An 18,715-nucleotide genomic window follows, 5' to 3' on the forward strand; every position below is an offset into this window, starting at 1 on the left:
TTTTTTCAGCAAAATCCTCCAAAATGGAACCTTGCATAAATATGATTAAGGTATATATTGTTGCGTGATTTTCGTTATCACTCCATTTTTTATTTCGATATGATAAGGAATCTGATGGTGCTTATCTTGCTGTTTCAAAAAGGTTATAAACTGACTTCTAGTTACTTTTTCATTCCATTTGATAGAGTATAAATTTCGTGTCTGTAGAACATATTGGGCATTTTCTGAAATTGTAAAGGTGCGTATCCTCGGATTCACATTCCGAATCCAGTATCCATCCGGTGCATGATCCATTTCTTTACTGCAATTACAGTCCTTTAAAAATTCTCTATCAGCAGCCTTGCCGAAATACCATTGTATATAATCAAATTTCCCCACCCATTTACCATGTTCGTAATTAAAGGAAGTAATATAGGTGGGTGCTTTTTCTGTTACTGACTGTTTTGAAACCTTAGTTGTTGCGGATGCTTTTGAAATCGTTGAGGGCAATAATATCAAAGTAAAAATCATTAGTACAGAAAAGAATAGTTTAATTGATCTTTGTATTTTCATGCGTAATTCCCCCTCTTTAATACTTGTCTACACTTAAAATATAATTGGTCTGCCTTAAAAACGGTGTCGATATAGGAGATACTAGTAAAATATTTTTTGCTTTAGATAATAGTTACCCACTTTGAAGAGAAATCAATCCTAAGATTCAAGGGGACGGTTCTCATGCTTCGAAAGAAGCATGAGAACCGTCCCCTTGCTCATATATTTATTGAGGAGGGGGGAAGCATCATGAAGAATAGCAAACTCATTATAAGCGGCTTGATTTTGGTTGTGGTTATTGTGCTTTTTATTTTTTCGGGTACTACGGTGGCATCTGGTCATAGAGGGGTTCTTTTACAATTAGGGGCAGTTAAGCCAACAATCTTAACGGAGGGCTTTCATTTTAAGATTCCGTTCATTCAAAATGTGGAACAGGTTGAGGTACGAGTCCAAAAGGAAGAAAGTTCTCAGACTGCTGCTTCAAAGGACTTACAAATGGTCACAGCAAATGTGGCGGTAAACTTTTCGGTTGATCCTGGTGCCGTAAATAAGCTATACCAAGAAATCGGTCCTGATTATCGTGCTCGCATCGTGGATCCTGCGATTGCTGAATCATTAAAAGCGGTTACAGCTCAATATACCGCTGAAGAGTTAATATCAAAACGCCCGGAAGTATCTGCTAAAGTGAAAGATATGCTGGCCAAGAAATTAACCAAGTATTATATGATCCTTGAGGATATTAATATTAAAGAATTTGCCTTCAGTGAGGAGTTTAATAAAGCGATTGAATTGAAACAAACGGCCGAACAAAATGCGTTGAAGGCACAAAGGGATTTGGAAAGAATCAAGATTGAAGCGCAGCAGCAAATAACCCAAGCGGGTGCTGAAGCAGAGGCATTAAGATTGAAAAAGCAGGAAGTCACACCGGAGCTAATTCAATTAAAACAAATTGAGGTGCAAGAAAAGGCGTTGGAAAAGTGGGATGGACGTCTTCCAAGTGTCACTGGAGGAGCTACCCCGTTTATAGATTTGAGCGGGACTGCTGCTGAGAAGAAATAAAATGAAAAGGGAAGGTCTCATGATTATGCAGCGTGAGACCTTCCCTTTGATTTTCTTTTAACTGGTGATATTCATTTATAGTCAATAAAAAAAGATTAGTAAACTTATGTTTTAGTTAGTATAAGCCCCGCCTACGCTTTATACCATGATGTCCACATTTCCCATCCAACCCAGTATAATTATACAAAAAAATGTTTATATATTCAATATTTATATATAATCCAATTTATTCCTTTTTAAGGTTATAGGGATAGTAAATCCCCAAAGTACAGATTGTTACAAGTCCGCCTAAGATAGACCATCCTATGTACTAAAATAAGCCACCATCGAACTAAAACAGGATAATTGTATCGTGAAATTACAGGAACGAGGGGACGGTTCTCGTGCTTCCGAAGCATGAGAACCGTCCCTTTGCACCCCTTTGCACCCCTTTCTCCCCAATTTCCACACGTCCATACGACTATCCGAATATACTGTCTAACGAGATTTTCGTATGGAGGGAAAAGATGATATGATGAAACGCCAATGGGTTAGGAGTGTTGTTTTAACCGCCATTTTTCTTTTTCCTTTACTTCTTATATTTTTCAACCAGAAAACGAATCAAGTGCAGCTCCATTCGCCGCAAATGGTCTCAGATGTTTCTACCACACAAGTTGTAAAATCCCAAGAGGATTCAACCGAAAAAAGCGAACAAGCCAAAGATGAATCCAAGCAAGGAGAGCGGCCTTCAAATAAACCAACCGATAAAGGTAATAAAGCCCAAGAAAAACCAGCGCAAAAAGAAAAGCATACTATTGTTTGGGGAGTAGATACCGCTTCTAATGTTAACCAAGCATTTCTTCAGTGTATAAAGGATAATTATGGAGAACCAAGTGTGTTTGGACGATACTTGGAGACCAAGGGAGATGTATCGATGGGGTTGACCAAAGAAGAAGTCGATTTACTCCATCAGCAGGGCATCAAGATCTTACCGATTTTTAATAATTTTACAGAAGCTGTCGGTTATGACAAGGGGATAGCCGAGGCCAAAGAGGCAATTGCCAACGCACAAAAACTAGGAATACCTAAGGGAGTCGCAATCTTTGCTGATATAGAACCCACTTATCCAGTTGATGAAGCGTTTATTAAGGGGTGGGTGGACACGTTAGCTAATTCACCTTATAAGCCAGGGATATATGGTGTTTTCACCCCAGATAGTAAGCTGTCTGCTGCTTATCAATCTGCTGCTTCAAATCATAAAAATGTTCAAGACCAAACCGTCCTTTGGAGTAGTAACCCAGATCCTGGTGTCACAGCGAAGAACAAGGCACCTGCCTTTCAGCCTGGTGCTCCAAAGAATATGAATATCTCAATCTGGCAGTACGGAATTGATGGGGAGGCTTGTAATATAGACACGAACCTCATTCAGTCTACTGTACTGAATAAATTATGGTAGGATAAGATATTAAAAAAATGATGATATACGCTGCTCCTGTATATCATCATTTTTTTATTTGTGGGTATACTAAAAAATAGTGTCCTAGGTATTTGTTTTAAAAAAAAGTAAAGCTTGAGGCGCATCAAATTTACCTCAAGCGTTTTTTGTACATTTATTACTATCTTATGCTGGAACTCTTAGGGGACTGTGGGAAATAGCGAACCATTATAAAATCTATTAAACTATAAACTTACCCACTCCACCTTATATTTCTTACGGTAGTTTCCAAGCTACATTATAGTCATCGTATCCACCATAGTACTGCCAAATTTCTGCCTTTTCGTTTGTTCCAGGGAAAGTGAGCCAATCTGAATTGCTCGTTGTGAAATCGGAAGGGATGTCACTAGGGTAATAAGCAACCCAATAAGCGCCCGGAGTGCTTGGTGAAAAGTTTCCCATCGTGAGTTCCCAGTTCCATGGAGACGAATAGGTACCTGGTTTTACACCTTGTCCATATTGATTTAGATAATTAACAAATGCGTTATAAATCGATTGATTATTTGCATAGTCATAGTCATTCATACCGGTTAAAGCCGATTCTACATCAATAAAGATAACAGGTCTAACTTTCGAACCATATACAATCTTCATAGCTTCGTAGGCTTCTAGTGCTAGTTTTGCCTGCTGCTCTCCCCACTCACTTGCAGACATTCCTATTGGCGCCATTTGTATACCAGATAAAAACCAATAACCGTAAACATAGCTAGCATTCTGTGCCCTTGCACTACTAAAATAAATTGCACTGCCTGTACTTGCATCAAATTGCACAGTGCTTCCATAACCTAACTTCCCTAGATAAAAATCTTCCCCTTCAGGATTTGCTGATGAAGCGGAATCCGATCCGAACAAATATCCCGTTGTAGTATCAGTTTCAGTTTCAGTTTCAGTTTTAGTTTCAGTTTCAGTTTTAGTTTCAGTCATTTCTGCCGATGGGGTATTCGAAAAGATGGCTGAGTTTTGGGAAGCATTCATTTTTGCGGTTTCACTAGCATGTATACTTGCTTGTGATTTCACAATTTTGCCCGCTTCCTTCTGTGGAATCTCAGCTTTTACTTCTGCTTTAGGCTGAACAGGGACCTCCGGCTTTGCAGGAGCGGCCTTTTCGCTGGAAACTATATTTTGGGAACTGTTTGCTTGAATAGCCTTAACAGGTTCCACTTTTGTGTTATTTTGGGAACTATTTGCCTGATCGACTTTAACAGGTTCCACCATTCCTTTATTTTGGGAACTATTTGCCTGATCAGCTTTAACAGGTTTCACATTTTCCTTATTTTGGGAACTGTTTGCCTGAACAACTTTAACAGGTTCCACTTTTGCTTTATCAAGTCCAGCCGCTGCTGTAAAATGGCCTCCTGAAAAAAGCCCAAAAGATAATACTGTCGTTGCTACGAAAGATTTTACAAGTTTCTTTGTGTTAAGGTAATTTTTCATTCCAATTTTGCTCCTTTTAATTATCGTTACATGTGGCTAAATAAGCAGTGAACGTTAAGAAAAAAGGAGCTGCTTTTGGTGGTGGTGAAGGTGGAGCATTGATCCATTGATTACGGTACTTAGCCTGTTGAGAAGTATAGATGTGGCTAATGTTCAAACCAAAATTTTCATCCCAGTCAAACTGATTGGTAATAAAGCTTATCGTGCCTGCCCCCGGGCTGAACTGCTCATTTGATTGCCCTCCAGAGGATTGCATTCTTTGTGGAGGGTTATTCATGATTTCAACTTCTCCTGGATTCTTCCTATTATTAGATGGAGTCTTGTTTTCTTCATCCATTAATGGTTTATGCACCAAGGTTAGGGAATGACTCGTCTTTATTAATATTGAGGATTCAGCCTCTTCTGTATAATTTTCTGACTTAGCATTTAAACCTGGAGTCTGGAGGTTGGTTTCCACCTCAGAATTTCTTTCATTTGAGGAGAGTGACTTAGGAGCCGCCGGAATCTTGTTCGTGACAGCATTTAGCTTTGCTCGTCCTGATTGTCCTGTTTTTCCTGCAACTTCTACCTTTGCAACAGGGTTTGCTGTTTTTTCTGCAACTTCCACCTTTGCAACGGGGTTTGCAGTTTGTCCTGTATCTTTCACTTTTGCAGCAACTACTGCCGGCTTACCAACATTTATATTCTTTTCTGAAGAAGGCACTGCCCTTTCAATACTCCTGTTGGTCTTGTTTGGTGACTTTTGAACAGGTTTTGTTGGTACGGTTTGATGGGTTCTAGGATTCGTCTCTGGTTTTTGAACCACTCCGCCTTGACTTTTATGTACGTTTTCAGGTGTAACGGAAACTGCTTTATCCGAAGCCATTGGAGTTTCAATTTTCTCCAAAACGAGAGTATGTACTTCAGAGTTTTGAGGTACCGGTTGACCGGCGGCTTCGTTTTTCTCTGCAAATACGTTATTTGGCAAGAAAGCGGCCGCCCCTAAAAATACACCCATTAAAATAAAATGCCGGATGTGCATTATTTCACCTCCTTTCAAAAACAGAGAATCATCACTTCCATGGACAGCATTCGACATTGTTTTTAAATTTTTGTCGGTTGTGCATTCCTTTAACAAATAAAGAGTTCTTTTAACCTAAGGTGGATCTATAATGCCTGAGTCGAATTTCCTTGAACAAGGGGGACTCATAGGCTATGAAACTTTTTATTTATCAAAATATAAAAAGCCGAATTTCAGATTTGAGAATCGACTCTAAAAAATTTAAGTTAATTCACCTATTTAATTTTTCACTCTTGAGGTAAAAGAGGACAAGCAGCTGTTTTAAGTCGGAGGGAAAACTCGTCATGTCAGAAATTTGGCGAAGATTGATAGGTTTCTAGTGTAATAAAAAGTGATAGAATGGAGTTGCAACTGAATATCGTGAGGGTGACTGGTTTGTGATCTTCTTTTCCAATAAGGAAAGGAGGTGATATCCTGGAGTATTTTCTTGAAATTCTAAAAGAGATTCTCAAAGGAATTTTGCGAGAAGTAATCGCATATTTCTTTCGGAAAAACGTTCTAGAAAACAAGAAAACCACCCTGCGCCGTCGGAAGCAAAAGGGTGGTCTTCATAAATAATGTACACAAACAACCATCACCCTGACGGTAGAGGTTGCAGTGAGAAGTGTTAGCCGCACTTCTCTTTTTTATTATATATTCATTATATACAATTATATTCTGCATTAAAAGTGGAAGATAAGATGCTCAGGCACCTACAGTGAATTTCTAATTTTTTTAATGCAGAGGAATTGGCCAAACACAAGTTCAGAACTAGGTTATCATGTCCGAATAAGGTGTGCCTTAGGACAAGCCAAGTGAAGAACGAGCGAGCCATGTCTGAATGGGACGTATCTTCGGACAAGCCAGGTGAAGAACGATCGAGAGCTGTCTGAATCAAGGGTGCCTTCGGACAAGCCAAGTGAAGAAACAGTGAACGTTGTCCGAATCAAGGTCGTCTTCGGACAAGCCAAGTGAAGAAACAGCGAATACTGTCTGAATCAAGGTCGTCTTCGGACAAGCCAAGGGAAGAAACAGCGAATACTGTCCGAATCAAGGTCGTCTTCGGACAAGCCAAGTGAAGAAACAGCGAACGTTGTCCGAATCAAGGTCGTCTTCGGACAAGCCAAGTGAAGAAACAGCGAATGCTGTCTGAATCAAGGTCTCCTTCAGACAACCCAAGTCTAGAACCTGCAACTCCTGTCCGAGCCAGGCCCCCATTCGGACAATCCAAGGAAAAAACTAGCAAGTTCAGTCCGAAATAGCCTATCCCTGCTCCCTGCTTACACAACAAAAACCACACATTCCACGTGAATACCTTCAAGCGTTGTCTGAATAGAAATCCCGGAAAAATTTTTAAGCGAATAAAGTCTCAAAAAATTTCCCTCTTTATTCTCAAACTATCATTCATCTCCTTGTCCTCTTAAGCAGGAAGGTTGTACTATAGTATTTGTTGTTACAGAGGGGAGATTCATAAATGAGCAAAAGAAAATGGTGGATTCTTGCGGCCATTCTTTGGATGGCCGTCATATTTACTTTTACACAGGTCCCGTATTCTACTGGAAGTAGTACTTCAAGTGCGCTCGAGAAGCTATTTGCAGCGTTGCATATAAACTTGGATCAATCTGCTATAGATTTCCTAAATTTTATTGCGAGAAAAGCTACACACATTACGGTATTTGGCATCCTGGCATTCTTATTTTTTAAGTCGCTTGAAATCTACCGATTCGCTTATGTCCTATCATGGATTTTAACGGTTATTTATGCGATGAGCGATGAATATCATCAATCCTTTATGCCAGGGAGGACCGCGTCTATAAAGGATGTCTTTTTGTTTGATTCTGTCGGTGCCTTTCTTGTCCTACTGCTGACGTTTCTAATTGTTAGGAATAGTAAGCAGAAAAACACAAAAGTTGGATAATTTTCTGCCGGGAAATCCAACTAATTTCAAATAGTTAAAAGTATTAACCAAACGTTCCTTTAGAAATCATTATCTGAAGAAATGTTAAGCGGGGAGTTCAAAAGGCTCCCTGCTTTATTCTGGCCTTGTTGTGAGTTCCTCCGTCAGATTATTCAATGTTTAAAAAGTGCTATTGGTAATAATTGATAAAATGGATAGTGAATAACTTATTGTCGGCAATAGACTTTTATAGTAAGTTTTTTATAGTATCATATAAATAAGTTTTTGAAATCGATTGCAACTCGGTTAAACTCAAATTCATATGGAAAATAAGGGGGTTCTATGAAGTCTCTTTTTCGTCTTATCTGTTTTATCATCGTTATTTTACTAACTGCGTGTGATGGTCATCAGTTAGATTCAGTACCAGCTGAGAAAGAAAAGGTTCAACTTGAGTTTTTATCACCAAAATTTGAAACAGAGAGAGTTTTTAACGAACTCATTCAGGAATTTGAACAACAACACCCTTCCATTGAAATTAATCAGTTAGTGGTACCTGGGGGAATGACGGTATTAAAAACGAGAATCGCGAGAGGGGATAGTCCGGATATTTTTATAACCTATCCCATTGAACAAGATTACCTGATTAGAGCAGAAAAGGGTTATTTATTAGATTTGACCCAAGAAGACTTCATTCAAAATATTGATCCCAATATACAAAATCGCTATCTAGTAAATGGAAAAATGTATGGAGCAGCCTTAACTCAGAATGCGGTAGGAGTAATATACAATAAGGATCAATTTAACGAATATCACCTGTCTATCCCTAAAACATGGGACGAATTTATTGCGGTAATGGAAAAATTAAAGGCCGCAGGTAAAACCCCCTTGTTGATGCCCAATAAAGATGCCAACAAAACGAGTGTTTTCAATTTAAATCTCGTAGCTAACGAAATTAACAACAACTATTGGAGACAAGATTCTTTTTCTTTATCGAAGGATCAGGCATGGCGGGAAATTTCAGAAAAGACTGTCAAAGTGCTTTCCTATATACAACCAAATTCCTTTCAAGATGATTATTTTGCTGTGAATCAAAGATTTGCCAATGGAGAGGGAACGATGTATGTGATGGGGACATGGGCTTTACCAGAAATAGAAAAGTACAATCCTCCCTTTCATTATGGAATTTTCCCGTTTCCCGCAACCAACCAACCGGAACAAAATAAAGTATTAGGCGGGGTCGATATCGGACTTGCTATCTCATCTGATACCAAACATCCAAAGGAAGCAAAGGAATTTTTAGCATTTTTAACAAAAAAAGAGGTGGCTCAAAGACTCTCGGATTATGAGGGATCCATTAGCACCGTTAAGGGCGTAAGGGTCAATAAAGAGCAATTAAAATTGCTGAATCAAAAAATCTTGGAGGGTAAGACAGTGAATTGGCCGAACCATTATTGGTCCGGAGGTACGGCAGCAGAATCGGACTTTCGAAAATATTCATCCCAATTCTACTATGATAAGGACATCGATACCTTTCTTATCAATCTCGAAAACATGTTTAATCATTATAAGCATTCAAAATAGAAGAAAGGTGTCTGCATGCTAAGATTTCAACAAAAAATGATACTCGCCTTTTTACTTTTTATCTTATTGCCTATTATTATATTGGGATTTGTCTCTTACAAAATATCATCGACCACACTTCAGCAAAAAATCAGCAGTCAGACGGTTCAAACATTGAAGGCTGTTGACCGAAATGTAATGGCTTCGGTTTCTGAGGTAGATGCATTCTCAGATTATGTCATTTCATCAGGTGAGATTCAGTCATATTTAAGTACAAACGATCAAACTTCTATGATTGATTTTTATAATAAGCAGCAGGCGGTCGCAGGAATGATGCTGGGAAACTCTCAAATTGCTGATTTTATTTTATATAGAGAAAGCGGGGGAGCTACCCATTTGAGAGATACCCAGATTCCTTCCTTTGAAAAATTTCGATCAAGCCCTTTTTACCAGCAAGTCCTTAAAGAAAAGGGTAGACCCGTGTGGTTATCCCCTTCAGAAGATCAGGCATTTACACAGGACAACCGATTTTCCTTTACTTTAGGAAGAGTGGTAAAGGATATCGATACGCTTAATAACTTGGGATATGTCATCTTAGACGTCAACATGAACTTGTTTGACTCGATTTTCAAGGATGTACAAGAAGGTACAGCCTATGGGATGTTAGTCAATCAAAATGGCAGAATCGTCTATTCATTAAATCGAGAGCTGATTGGCAAACCCTTTACTATTAATCATTTTTCCGACATTCAATCAAAGAAAAGCGGATATTTGATTGATAAGTGGAATGGGGAGAAAAGTTTAATTACGTATATGCCTTCGAGCTTCCACACGGGTTCGAGCTCTTCTTCCCTCATGATGATTTCGATTAAACCATGGAAGGAAATTTCTAACGACATTACTCATATTAGAAATATGACCCTATTAATTGTCGGCTTAGCTTTAATCATTGCAGGTCTTTTTAACCTGTTTTATTTAAAACGTATTTCTCTTTTCATTCAAGAGCTATTAAAAGACATGAAGCTAGCCGAAAAAGGAACGCTAAGCATTCGGATGAGGCGTTATAAAATAAAGGAATTAGAGAACATTGCGATTGGGTTCAATAACATGATTGCACGTATCCAAAGGTTATTAAAAGAAGTGGAAACGGAACAGGAGCGAAAGCGGGAGGCGCAATTCAAGGTATTGCAGCAGCAAATTAATCCTCACTTCTTATACAATACGCTCGAATCGATTAATGCCCTTGCATCCTTAAATGGTCAAAAGGATATAAGTAAAATGACGATTAACCTTGGTAAATTATTGCGTATCAGTATCAATGGCGGGTACGAAGTGAAGGTTAAAGATGAGATTCGGCATGTGATGAGCTACTTAGAAATTCAAAAGGTCAGATATGATAACCGTTTTTCATATGAAGTGGAGATTGAAAAAGCACTGGAATACCAGCCTGTCTTAAAACTGATTCTTCAACCGTTAGTGGAGAATATCTTAATCCATGCATTTGATCAGGATCACACAGGTCTAATCAAAATTAGCGGGAAAATTAGGAATGGACATGGCCAATTTTTCATCGAGGATAATGGCAAGGGGATGGAACATAACGTATTGCTAAAATTAAATCGGTTAGAAGAAGAGCGTCCTAAACATGGGGGACATGGTATTCGCAATGTTCAGGAACGATTAGATCTTTATTACGGTAAAAAATATGGATTAATGATTTGTTCAAGTGAAAATAAAGGTACAACGATTAGAATCTCATTCCCAATTCAAGGTGATAAACATGTATAAAGTATTAATAGCTGATGATGAGCCCTTGATTTTAAAAAACCTGACACAAATTATCGATTGGCCGGCACTGAATTGTACCGTTGCCGGTACTGCCCAAAATGGCCATGAGGCAATACAAGTTTTAGAAAAAGAACGGTTCGATCTCGTCTTAACAGATATCTCGATGCCTGGAATGACAGGAATTGATTTATTAAGGCAAATCCAAAAGATACCCTATAAGCCCATCACCCTATTAATTAGTGGATATGATGATTTTGAGTATGCTAGAGAAGGACTCAAAAATAACGCCTTCGACTATATCCTAAAACCTATCGACTATGATGAATTACAAGAATGCATTGAGCGTGCCATTGCCGAATTAAATCAACAAAAACTTAATGAACATGAATATGAAAAGTTCTTCATCTATGAATGGATTACAACAGAAAAAACAGACTTAGAAGTGCCGAATAAATACCAGCCTTATATCGCACTAGCTGTGAAATCCTATGAAAAAAACGTAGAGGCCGTCGTTCAACAAATACATGAGAACCTTTATGTGTACAGGATGTCGGATGAAGAGATCATTATTGTATTAACAGGGCCTGATGATCCGATAAAAGAATTTGCTGCTGATTTAGCCCAGCAAATCATCAATAAGGCTTCACAAAAGTGTGTTGTTTCCATTGGTGAACACGTTAATTGTTTATATGATGTAAAAAAGTCTGTTACCCATGCGAGGGAACTGCTTAAGTTTGATGCCTTTACAAAAAGTGCCATCATTACAGACGAATTGATTAAACAGGAGCACAAACCGAAACAATCGGCAGCGGACTTAATGGATGACGCCATCTCGTATATAAAGAATCATTTTGAGCAAGATTTAGGAATTGAGCAGGTGGCAGAACAGGTTGGCCTGAGTGTCAGCTATTTTAGCCATCTTTTTAAACAAAGAACAGGGGTTACCTTTCTCGAATACTTGACCAATGTAAGAGTTGATTATGCCTGCCTGCTATTGGAGAATCTAGAATTAAAGACATATGAAATTGCTCTAAAAGTGGGCTATACCGATCAACGGTATTTCAGTCAGGTTTTTAAAAAGAAAATGAAGAAAACACCAAGTGAATATCGAAAAATGGTCAAATAACCTCTCATATTTTGAGAGGCTTTTTTTTGGATATAGTAAGAATTTAAACATTGATAAGAGGAATACCACGTTTTGAAAGCGGTTCATTTCCATTATTCTTAATACATGAAAACGCTTTATAGCAAAAAAACAAGACAGAGGGGGAAATTTAGGTGAAAAAGTTTTTAGCACTTAGTATGGCTGTTGTTTTGTTACTTGGAATCTTAAGCGCTTGCGGAAGTAAGGAAAGTTCTTCGTCAGAGAGCGACGGTGGAGTCGTCAAATTAACCTTATGGCATCCAAAGGGAGACACATCTGATGCCTACAAAGAAATTATTAAGGAATTCAATCAGAAATATAAAGGGAAAATTGAAGCAGAAATGACCTTTATCCCAAGGGGTAATAAATATGCCTATGAAGATAAGGTTTCTGCTGCAGCAACAAGTAATACACTGCCTGATTTAGTGGCAATGGATGGTCCGAATGTCGCGAACTACGCTGATTCCGGAATTATCCAACCAATTGACGGTCTTGTTGAAAATCAAGATGATTTTGTCAAGTCGATCATTACACAAGGAACTTATAATGGAAAGTTATATACGGTTGGAGCTACTGAATCAACGGTTGCCCTGTTTTATAACAAAAAAATGTTAGCCGATGCGGGCATTCAACCTCCAACCAAGCTGGAAGATGCCTGGACATGGGATCAATTCTATGAAGCTGCTAAAAAGTTAACGAACAAAAAGAAGGGGATTTATGGAGTAAACTGGACACTCGATTACGGTGAATGGATTATTTACTTCTCTGGCCCAACGGTTTGGAGTAATGGCGGCAGCTTTATCGCTAAAGATGGTTCAAAAGCAGAAGGTTATGTAAATGGTCCAAAAGCAGTGGAGGCATTGAAATATCTCCAAAAGTTTACGAAAGAGGGTCTAGTGAACTTACAGCCTAAACCAACTGAATTTGAAGAAGGAAAGGCTGCGATGATGTTAATGGGTTCTTGGGAATGGAGAAAGTTACAAGATTATCCTAATACAGAATGGGGAATCACCTACTATCCAAAGAGTAACAGTGGCGAGCAAGTATCACCATCAGGCGACTGGAACTGGGGAATCTCCAAGGATACAAAGCATAAGAAAGAAGCTGCAACACTTCTAAACTTCATTTTGAATAAAGACAATGTGATTAAACTAGCTAAGGCTGATAATAAACCGGCGGCACGTATGTCTTCATTTGAAGCAATGACCGAATGGAATGAAGCACCGCTTAACATTCTAAAAGATCAAGTGTTAAAGACAGCTCATCCTAGACCTGTAACTACGGCTTACCCTGTATTGTCAACCAAGTACGGTCAGGCTGTCCAAAACATCTTCCTAGGCGGAAATGTTAAGGAAGAATTAGATAAGGTAGCGAAAGAAGTCGATAAGGAAATTGGACGAAAAAAATAAAAACTAGATAAAGGGCAATCAATTGATTGCCTTTTTTCTGAGATAAGAATAAACGATTTGACTTTGAGAATTGTCTAGCTCCAGCGCCTAGCCCCTCGATGGTCTACAGCCAATCCGTCCAAAAGGTTAAAAAGCAACCTTTCGGCCGGCTCGTCTTATGCTTGTCGGGGCTGACCAAGGCGCTTGCGCTTTTCTTACTACAACAAGGTGGTGTGAAAAATGGAAACAATCGTTAGAAAAGGTGAAAGTCAGGTCAAGTACAAACGTAAAAGTCACATGACGTACGAGCGTCAGCAAAAAGTGCTAGGAGTGTTGTTTTCTCTTCCCGCTTTAGTATTGTTGTTTACATTTTTGATCTTGCCAGTCGCTCTAGCATTTGTTTATAGCTTTATGAATTACAATATGTTAAACCCCGATGAAAAGGTGTTTACTGGTTTAGATAACTATGTAAGACTCTTCAAAGATGCCATCTTTTTCACGGCATTAAAAAATACGTTATATTTTACGGCTCTTGTTGTCCCGCTTCAATGTGGGGTTGCCCTTTTTCTAGCCATTCTCGTTAATAAAAAGGTAAAGGTGGCTTCCTTAGGACGGGTATTCTTCTTCAGTCCGGTTGTCACCTCCATGGTGGTCGTCGCGATTTTATGGACCTTTTTATACAACGTGGATAATGGACTCATCAATCATACCTTGAACTTTTTTGGAATCAAAAACCAGCCGTTTTTGTTAAGTCCTAACCAGGCGATGAACAGCATTATCTTTATGTCGATCTGGCAGGCTGCCGGATTTCAAATGATGATTTTCCTCGCGGGGTTAAAGGATGTGCCTGAGGAATTATATGAAGCAGCAGAAATCGACGGGGCCAATGTATGGCAGAAATTTAGAAATGTTACCTTGCCGTCTATCCAACATGTCACCGGCTTTGTCTTGATCATCACAACGATTCAAGCGTTTCGCTTATTCATCCAGCCATATGTTATGACTAACGGCGGACCTAGCGATTCAACTAAAACACTTGTCTTTATGCTTTATGAAAACGGGTTCCAGTTCCGGGATGTTGGTTATTCATCTGCGATTGCCGTTGTCTTTTTCCTAGTGGTTCTTATTACATCTATGGTTCTTAAAAAACTATTAAAACAATAAAGGGGTGGACTACTGATGACAAACCTTACGAAAAAAAGAATGGGGAAAATAGGGATTACGATAAGCATCCTTGTACTTGGGTTTTTGTTTATCTCGCCGCTCCTTTGGATGATTATCGCATCGATCAAACCTGAAACCTTAATTTTTAAAGATATGGGCTTTGAAGCGTTTATTCCTAAACAAATGACGTTTGATAACTATGCAAAAATTCTTTTCTCCGATAATATTAATTTCTTTCATTACATGGGTAATAGTTTATTTACAGTTGGTATGATTGTGCTATTTGGTACCATTGTCAATTCAATTTGTGCCTATGCTCTCGTGAAATTGAAGTTCCCTGGCAGTGACTATGTATTACTTATCATCATTGCTTTGTATGTCGTTCCGTTTGAGAGTGTCTTAATTCCCCTCTATATTGTCGTCAATAAATTTGGGTGGATTAATCAATATCCGGCACTGATTGTTCCGTTTATCGCCAGCGCCTTTAATATCTTTTTGTTCAGGCAGTTTTTCATGGGCTTTCCAAAAGAATTGGAAGAAGCGGCCCAAATTGATGGGGCTTCCCCATGGCAGACTTTTATTAAGATTGTTGTTCCTAACTCGAAACCCGTCTTTGCGACAGCTGCTATTTTAACCTTTGTCACCCATTGGAGTGACTTTATGTGGCCGCTGATTGTGGCAACTGACCAGTCGATTCAGACAGTACAAATAGGGATTCAATATTTGTTCACCGATAACAACATTCAATATGGTCAGATCATGGCTGCCCTTACGTTAACAACCATTCCGGTCATTTTGATTTTCTTATTTTTCCAACGTTATTATGTCCAAGGAATTACGTCTAGTGGGGTGAAAGGTTAATGAAAGAGGAAAATGGCAAGTGCGAAGTTGTATCCTTAGGGGAATTACTGATTGATTTAATTCCCCATCATGATTATACCGCCGATGCCCCCTCCTATGAAGCAAAGGTCGGCGGTGCGCCGATTAATGTATTGTCAGGATTAGCCAAGTGGGGACATACGACCGCTTATATTTCAAAGGTAGGGAACGATGCTTTTGGCGGCTATCTGAGGAAACAAGTAAAAGGCGCAAATATCAATGTTGATTATGTGCTGACTGAAAGATCAGCCCCAACAACAGTAGCGATTGTATCTTTGGATGAAGAAAAGAATCGGACCTTCGATTTTATCCGTAATCCCGGGGCAGACCAGCTTTTAACAAAGGATGAGATTCATTTGGGTCTAATTCGAGAGGCTGAGGTCTTTCATTTTGGTTCTTTGTCCTTAACCCATCATCCGTCGAGAGAAGCGACATTGGCAGCATTGAAATATGCCAAAGAGAACCATAAAACCATTAGCTATGATCCAAACTATCGACCGTTATTATGGGAGAATCAAGATGAGGCAAAACGGTGGATGGTCGAAGGATTAAAGTGGGCGGATATCGTCAAGATTTCGGATGAGGAAGTACAATTTATTACGAATGAAGAAGATGCCTTGATGGCTTCTCAAGTACTGGCAGAAACCCACAATATTCCGTTGTTGGTTATGACAAAAGGGAAAGAAGGTGCGTTGGTCGTTTGTAACGGACACGTCCTTGAAGAAGATGGACATACGGTACATCCTGTGGATACGACAGGGGCTGGGGATTGCTTTATGGCATCGGTGCTGCATCAGTTTTTAGTTAAAAATAAATCAATTCATGAATTAACGGAACAGGATTTAGCGGATATGCTGCAATTTGCAAATCGTGCAGCCGCTTATTCGACTACGGTAAAGGGCGGGTTCAGTGTTGTACCTCCTTTGGATGAATTAGAAAAAATAATTAGAGGTGTTCAACATGTATGATGAGCAATATCGGCCCCAGCTTCACTTCAGCCCAAAAGAAAATTGGATGAATGATCCGAATGGATTGGTGTATTACAAGGGAGAGTACCATCTCTTTTATCAATATCATCCGCACAGTATGGTATGGGGGCCCATGCATTGGGGGCATGCCGTAAGTAAAGATTTGCTGCATTGGGAGGAGCTGCCGATTGCACTCTATCCAGATGAGTTAGGGCAGATTTTTTCAGGCAGTGCGGTCGTTGACACGCAGAACACAAGCGGCTTAAAGACGTCGGATGAGGATGTGATGGTCGCGATTTTCACCCATCATGGTGAGGATAATGAAAAGCAAAGTATTGCCTATTCCAATGATAGGGGGATAACTTGGGTTAAGTATGCAGGGAACCCGGTTATTCCAAATCCGGGACAAAAGGATTTCCGTGATCCGAAAGTATTTTGGCATGAAGAGTCAGAAAAATGGGTGATGTCGCTTGCGAGCGGTGATTGTATTCGATTTTATGGCTCACCCAATCTGATTGATTGGGAGCTTCTATCGGCGTTCGGAAGTGAATACGGAGCGCATGGTGGAGTTTGGGAGTGCCCGGATTTAATTCAATTGCCGGTTGAAGGGGAAGACCAAAAGAAATGGGTATTGATTGTCAGTATTAATCCAGGCGGGCCGAATGGTGGTTCTGTTGTCCAGTATTTTGTTGGGGAATTTGATGGTGTGGAGTTTATTTGTGATGATCGTCCGGAAGTTGTGAAATGGGCGGATTATGGACGTGATTTTTATGCTGCCGTAACATGGAGTAATTTTCCTAATCCGATCTGGATTGGCTGGATGAGTAACAGGCAATATGCCAATCAAGTTCCATCTAAGCCGTTTAGGAGTGCGATGTCGATACCAAGGAAGTTGGGACTGCGCCGGGTTGATGGGGAGTTCACCTTGGTTCAATCCCCTATTGATCTTTCTTCATTATTTAAGAAAGTGGTACTGTCAAATGAAACGATCACTTTAAGGTCTAGTGAGACATATCAAGTTGAATTGGATAACCGTCAATTATTTGTGAAAGCAAATGTGATGAAGAGTACGGCTTCCGAGTTTTTGATCACTTTTAGAGGAGAGCAGGAACGGCTGGAGATTGTCTTTGATCAAAAGAGAAAAGAAGTGCGGATCGACCGTAGGGATAGTGGTCAGGTATCCTTTACTGAGCTTTTTGCCAGCATTGACCGGATGCCATTGGCAAGATTGAATGATTTTACCTTGATACTCGATAAAACCTCCATTGAGCTGTTTGTCAATCAGGGTAATCGTGTAATGACAGAGTTATTCTTTCCATTAGAGTCCGAATTTACCTTAGACTTCAGGGCTTTGGATGGGGAAGTTATTTTAGAAAATGTTGAGTTACGTCATCTTGAATCTACTTGGAAATAAGAAAGGGTGTTAACCATGAATCCTTGGGAAGGAAAGACCTCTATATTCTTGAAAACTGTTACGAACATCGTCATCCTAAATTTCTTATGGGTGATTTGTTCGATGCCCGTATTGACAATTGGACCTTCCACTGCCGCGATGTATGGAGTAATTAGAAAGTGGCATTTGTATAAGGATGAAAGCGTCATTCGGAGCTTTATCCATGAATATCGGTTATTTTTTAAACAAGGATTTCTGGTGGGCACTCTATGGCTATTCCTTGGGATGCTGCTTTTAGTAGATGTTTACTTTTTCTTGCAGGTGCCTGGCACCGTAAAAGTGGTACTGATTGTGGTAACAGTGACAACGTTTATTCTTTATATGTTGACTAGTGCTATGTTGTTTCCGATTATGGTTCATTATCAGACAAAAGGACTTGAACTGATTAAACAGGCGTTTACGTTTTCTATTATTGATGGGAAGACAACTTTTGCCATTATCCTGATGTGGATTGGGGCAGGTATGGTACTTTTTTATGCGCCATTAATGGTTCTTGTTATTGTTGTTCCTGTTTCGATGATCTCATTCCGGTTTTCGATGATGGCGTTTGATAAAGTTGGGAAGCTGCCAATGATACAATCGAGGTATATTCCTTTCACTACGGGATCTGATCCACGTTCTAGTTAATATTAGAGTGGCGGGGAGATTTGGTTGAAGACATTCTTTGCTAAACAAAAAGAACCCATTCTAATTAACATTTAGAATGGGTTCCACTATTTAATCAGTAAGGGTTCTGTGAACTCTTTAAATCATATTAATTGTTTAATTTGCCCATTGTTTCAACACTTGCTCTTTTCCAATCCTGTGAATTTCTTCTTGTGTCAGGTTTTTATCAGCTATAACATTAGTTTGATATAATTTTCCCTTGAAGGGTACATAGATGGTATACATGCACATGATGTTTGTTCTCCTTTTAGATAGTTAATATTTTTTCATA

Annotated in this window: 16 protein-coding genes; 12 read left to right on the plus strand and 4 right to left on the minus strand. The window is 39.3% G+C overall.

The features are described from left to right. Nucleotides 1–45: 45 nt before the first annotated feature. Nucleotides 46–552, minus strand: a complete 507-nt coding sequence (locus COD92_RS07550; RefSeq protein ID WP_098996096.1) for a hypothetical protein — start codon at nucleotides 550–552, stop codon at nucleotides 46–48. 228 nt (nucleotides 553–780) lie between these two features. Between COD92_RS07550 and COD92_RS07555 the strand changes: the two genes are divergently transcribed. Both COD92_RS07555 and COD92_RS07560 read left to right on the plus strand, forming a co-directional pair. After that, nucleotides 781–1,590, plus strand: a complete 810-nt coding sequence (locus COD92_RS07555; protein WP_098532657.1) for a prohibitin family protein — start codon at nucleotides 781–783, stop codon at nucleotides 1,588–1,590. 514 nt (nucleotides 1,591–2,104) lie between these two features. Then, nucleotides 2,105–3,025, plus strand: a complete 921-nt coding sequence (locus tag COD92_RS07560; RefSeq protein ID WP_218014461.1) for a glycoside hydrolase domain-containing protein — start codon at nucleotides 2,105–2,107, stop codon at nucleotides 3,023–3,025. 255 nt (nucleotides 3,026–3,280) lie between these two features. Here COD92_RS07560 and COD92_RS07565 read toward each other — a convergent pair whose 3' ends face one another. Next, nucleotides 3,281–4,498, minus strand: a complete 1,218-nt coding sequence (locus tag COD92_RS07565) for a glycoside hydrolase family 25 domain-containing protein (RefSeq protein ID WP_098996098.1) — start codon at nucleotides 4,496–4,498, stop codon at nucleotides 3,281–3,283. 16 nt (nucleotides 4,499–4,514) lie between these two features. Then, nucleotides 4,515–5,519, minus strand: coding sequence for a hypothetical protein (locus COD92_RS07570; RefSeq protein ID WP_098996099.1), 1,005 nt, complete (start codon nucleotides 5,517–5,519; stop codon nucleotides 4,515–4,517). A gap of 1,492 nt (nucleotides 5,520–7,011) precedes the next feature. On the opposite strand from COD92_RS07570, the gene COD92_RS07580 reads away from it, so the two are divergent. The 10 genes from COD92_RS07580 to COD92_RS07625 all read left to right on the plus strand — a co-directional run bounded on the left by COD92_RS07580 (nucleotide 7,012) and on the right by COD92_RS07625 (nucleotide 18,405). Beyond that, on the plus strand, nucleotides 7,012–7,455 hold the full coding sequence (locus COD92_RS07580; RefSeq protein WP_098531307.1) for a VanZ family protein: 444 nt from the start codon (nucleotides 7,012–7,014) through the stop codon (nucleotides 7,453–7,455). Between the two features lie 321 nt (nucleotides 7,456–7,776). Next, complete coding sequence (locus COD92_RS07585; protein WP_098531306.1) at nucleotides 7,777–9,015, plus strand: ABC transporter substrate-binding protein; 1,239 nt, start codon at nucleotides 7,777–7,779, stop codon at nucleotides 9,013–9,015. Nucleotides 9,016–9,030: 15 nt separating this feature from the next. Next, on the plus strand, nucleotides 9,031–10,782 hold the full coding sequence (locus COD92_RS07590; RefSeq protein WP_098531305.1) for a cache domain-containing sensor histidine kinase: 1,752 nt from the start codon (nucleotides 9,031–9,033) through the stop codon (nucleotides 10,780–10,782). Next, nucleotides 10,775–11,908: a response regulator transcription factor gene (locus COD92_RS07595; RefSeq protein ID WP_098531304.1), complete on the plus strand. Its 1,134-nt coding sequence runs from the start codon at nucleotides 10,775–10,777 to the stop codon at nucleotides 11,906–11,908. Before COD92_RS07590 ends, COD92_RS07595 begins: the two co-directional genes overlap by 8 nt. A 152-nt stretch (nucleotides 11,909–12,060) precedes the next feature. Further along, complete coding sequence (locus COD92_RS07600; protein WP_098531303.1) at nucleotides 12,061–13,335, plus strand: ABC transporter substrate-binding protein; 1,275 nt, start codon at nucleotides 12,061–12,063, stop codon at nucleotides 13,333–13,335. A 219-nt stretch (nucleotides 13,336–13,554) separates the two neighbouring features. Then, nucleotides 13,555–14,478 carry a carbohydrate ABC transporter permease gene (locus COD92_RS07605; protein WP_098531302.1) on the plus strand — a complete coding sequence of 308 codons (924 nt, stop codon included), beginning with the start codon at nucleotides 13,555–13,557 and terminating at the stop codon, nucleotides 14,476–14,478. A 15-nt stretch (nucleotides 14,479–14,493) separates the two neighbouring features. Beyond that, nucleotides 14,494–15,339 carry a carbohydrate ABC transporter permease gene (locus COD92_RS07610; protein WP_098531301.1) on the plus strand — a complete coding sequence of 282 codons (846 nt, stop codon included), beginning with the start codon at nucleotides 14,494–14,496 and terminating at the stop codon, nucleotides 15,337–15,339. Beyond that, nucleotides 15,339–16,325, plus strand: a complete 987-nt coding sequence (locus tag COD92_RS07615) for a carbohydrate kinase family protein (RefSeq protein WP_098531300.1) — start codon at nucleotides 15,339–15,341, stop codon at nucleotides 16,323–16,325. Before COD92_RS07610 ends, COD92_RS07615 begins: the two co-directional genes overlap by 1 nt. Then, complete coding sequence (locus tag COD92_RS07620) at nucleotides 16,318–17,739, plus strand: glycoside hydrolase family 32 protein (RefSeq protein ID WP_176550407.1); 1,422 nt, start codon at nucleotides 16,318–16,320, stop codon at nucleotides 17,737–17,739. Before COD92_RS07615 ends, COD92_RS07620 begins: the two co-directional genes overlap by 8 nt. A gap of 15 nt (nucleotides 17,740–17,754) precedes the next feature. Next, nucleotides 17,755–18,405, plus strand: a complete 651-nt coding sequence (locus COD92_RS07625; RefSeq protein WP_098531298.1) for a YesL family protein — start codon at nucleotides 17,755–17,757, stop codon at nucleotides 18,403–18,405. 135 nt (nucleotides 18,406–18,540) lie between these two features. Here the strand turns inward: COD92_RS07625 and COD92_RS07630 are convergent, their stop codons facing one another. Further along, on the minus strand, nucleotides 18,541–18,675 hold the full coding sequence (locus COD92_RS07630) for a BA3454 family stress response protein (RefSeq protein WP_098531297.1): 135 nt from the start codon (nucleotides 18,673–18,675) through the stop codon (nucleotides 18,541–18,543). Nucleotides 18,676–18,715: the final 40 nt, after the last annotated feature.

The sequence above is a fragment of the Bacillus sp. AFS037270 genome (assembly GCF_002585305.1).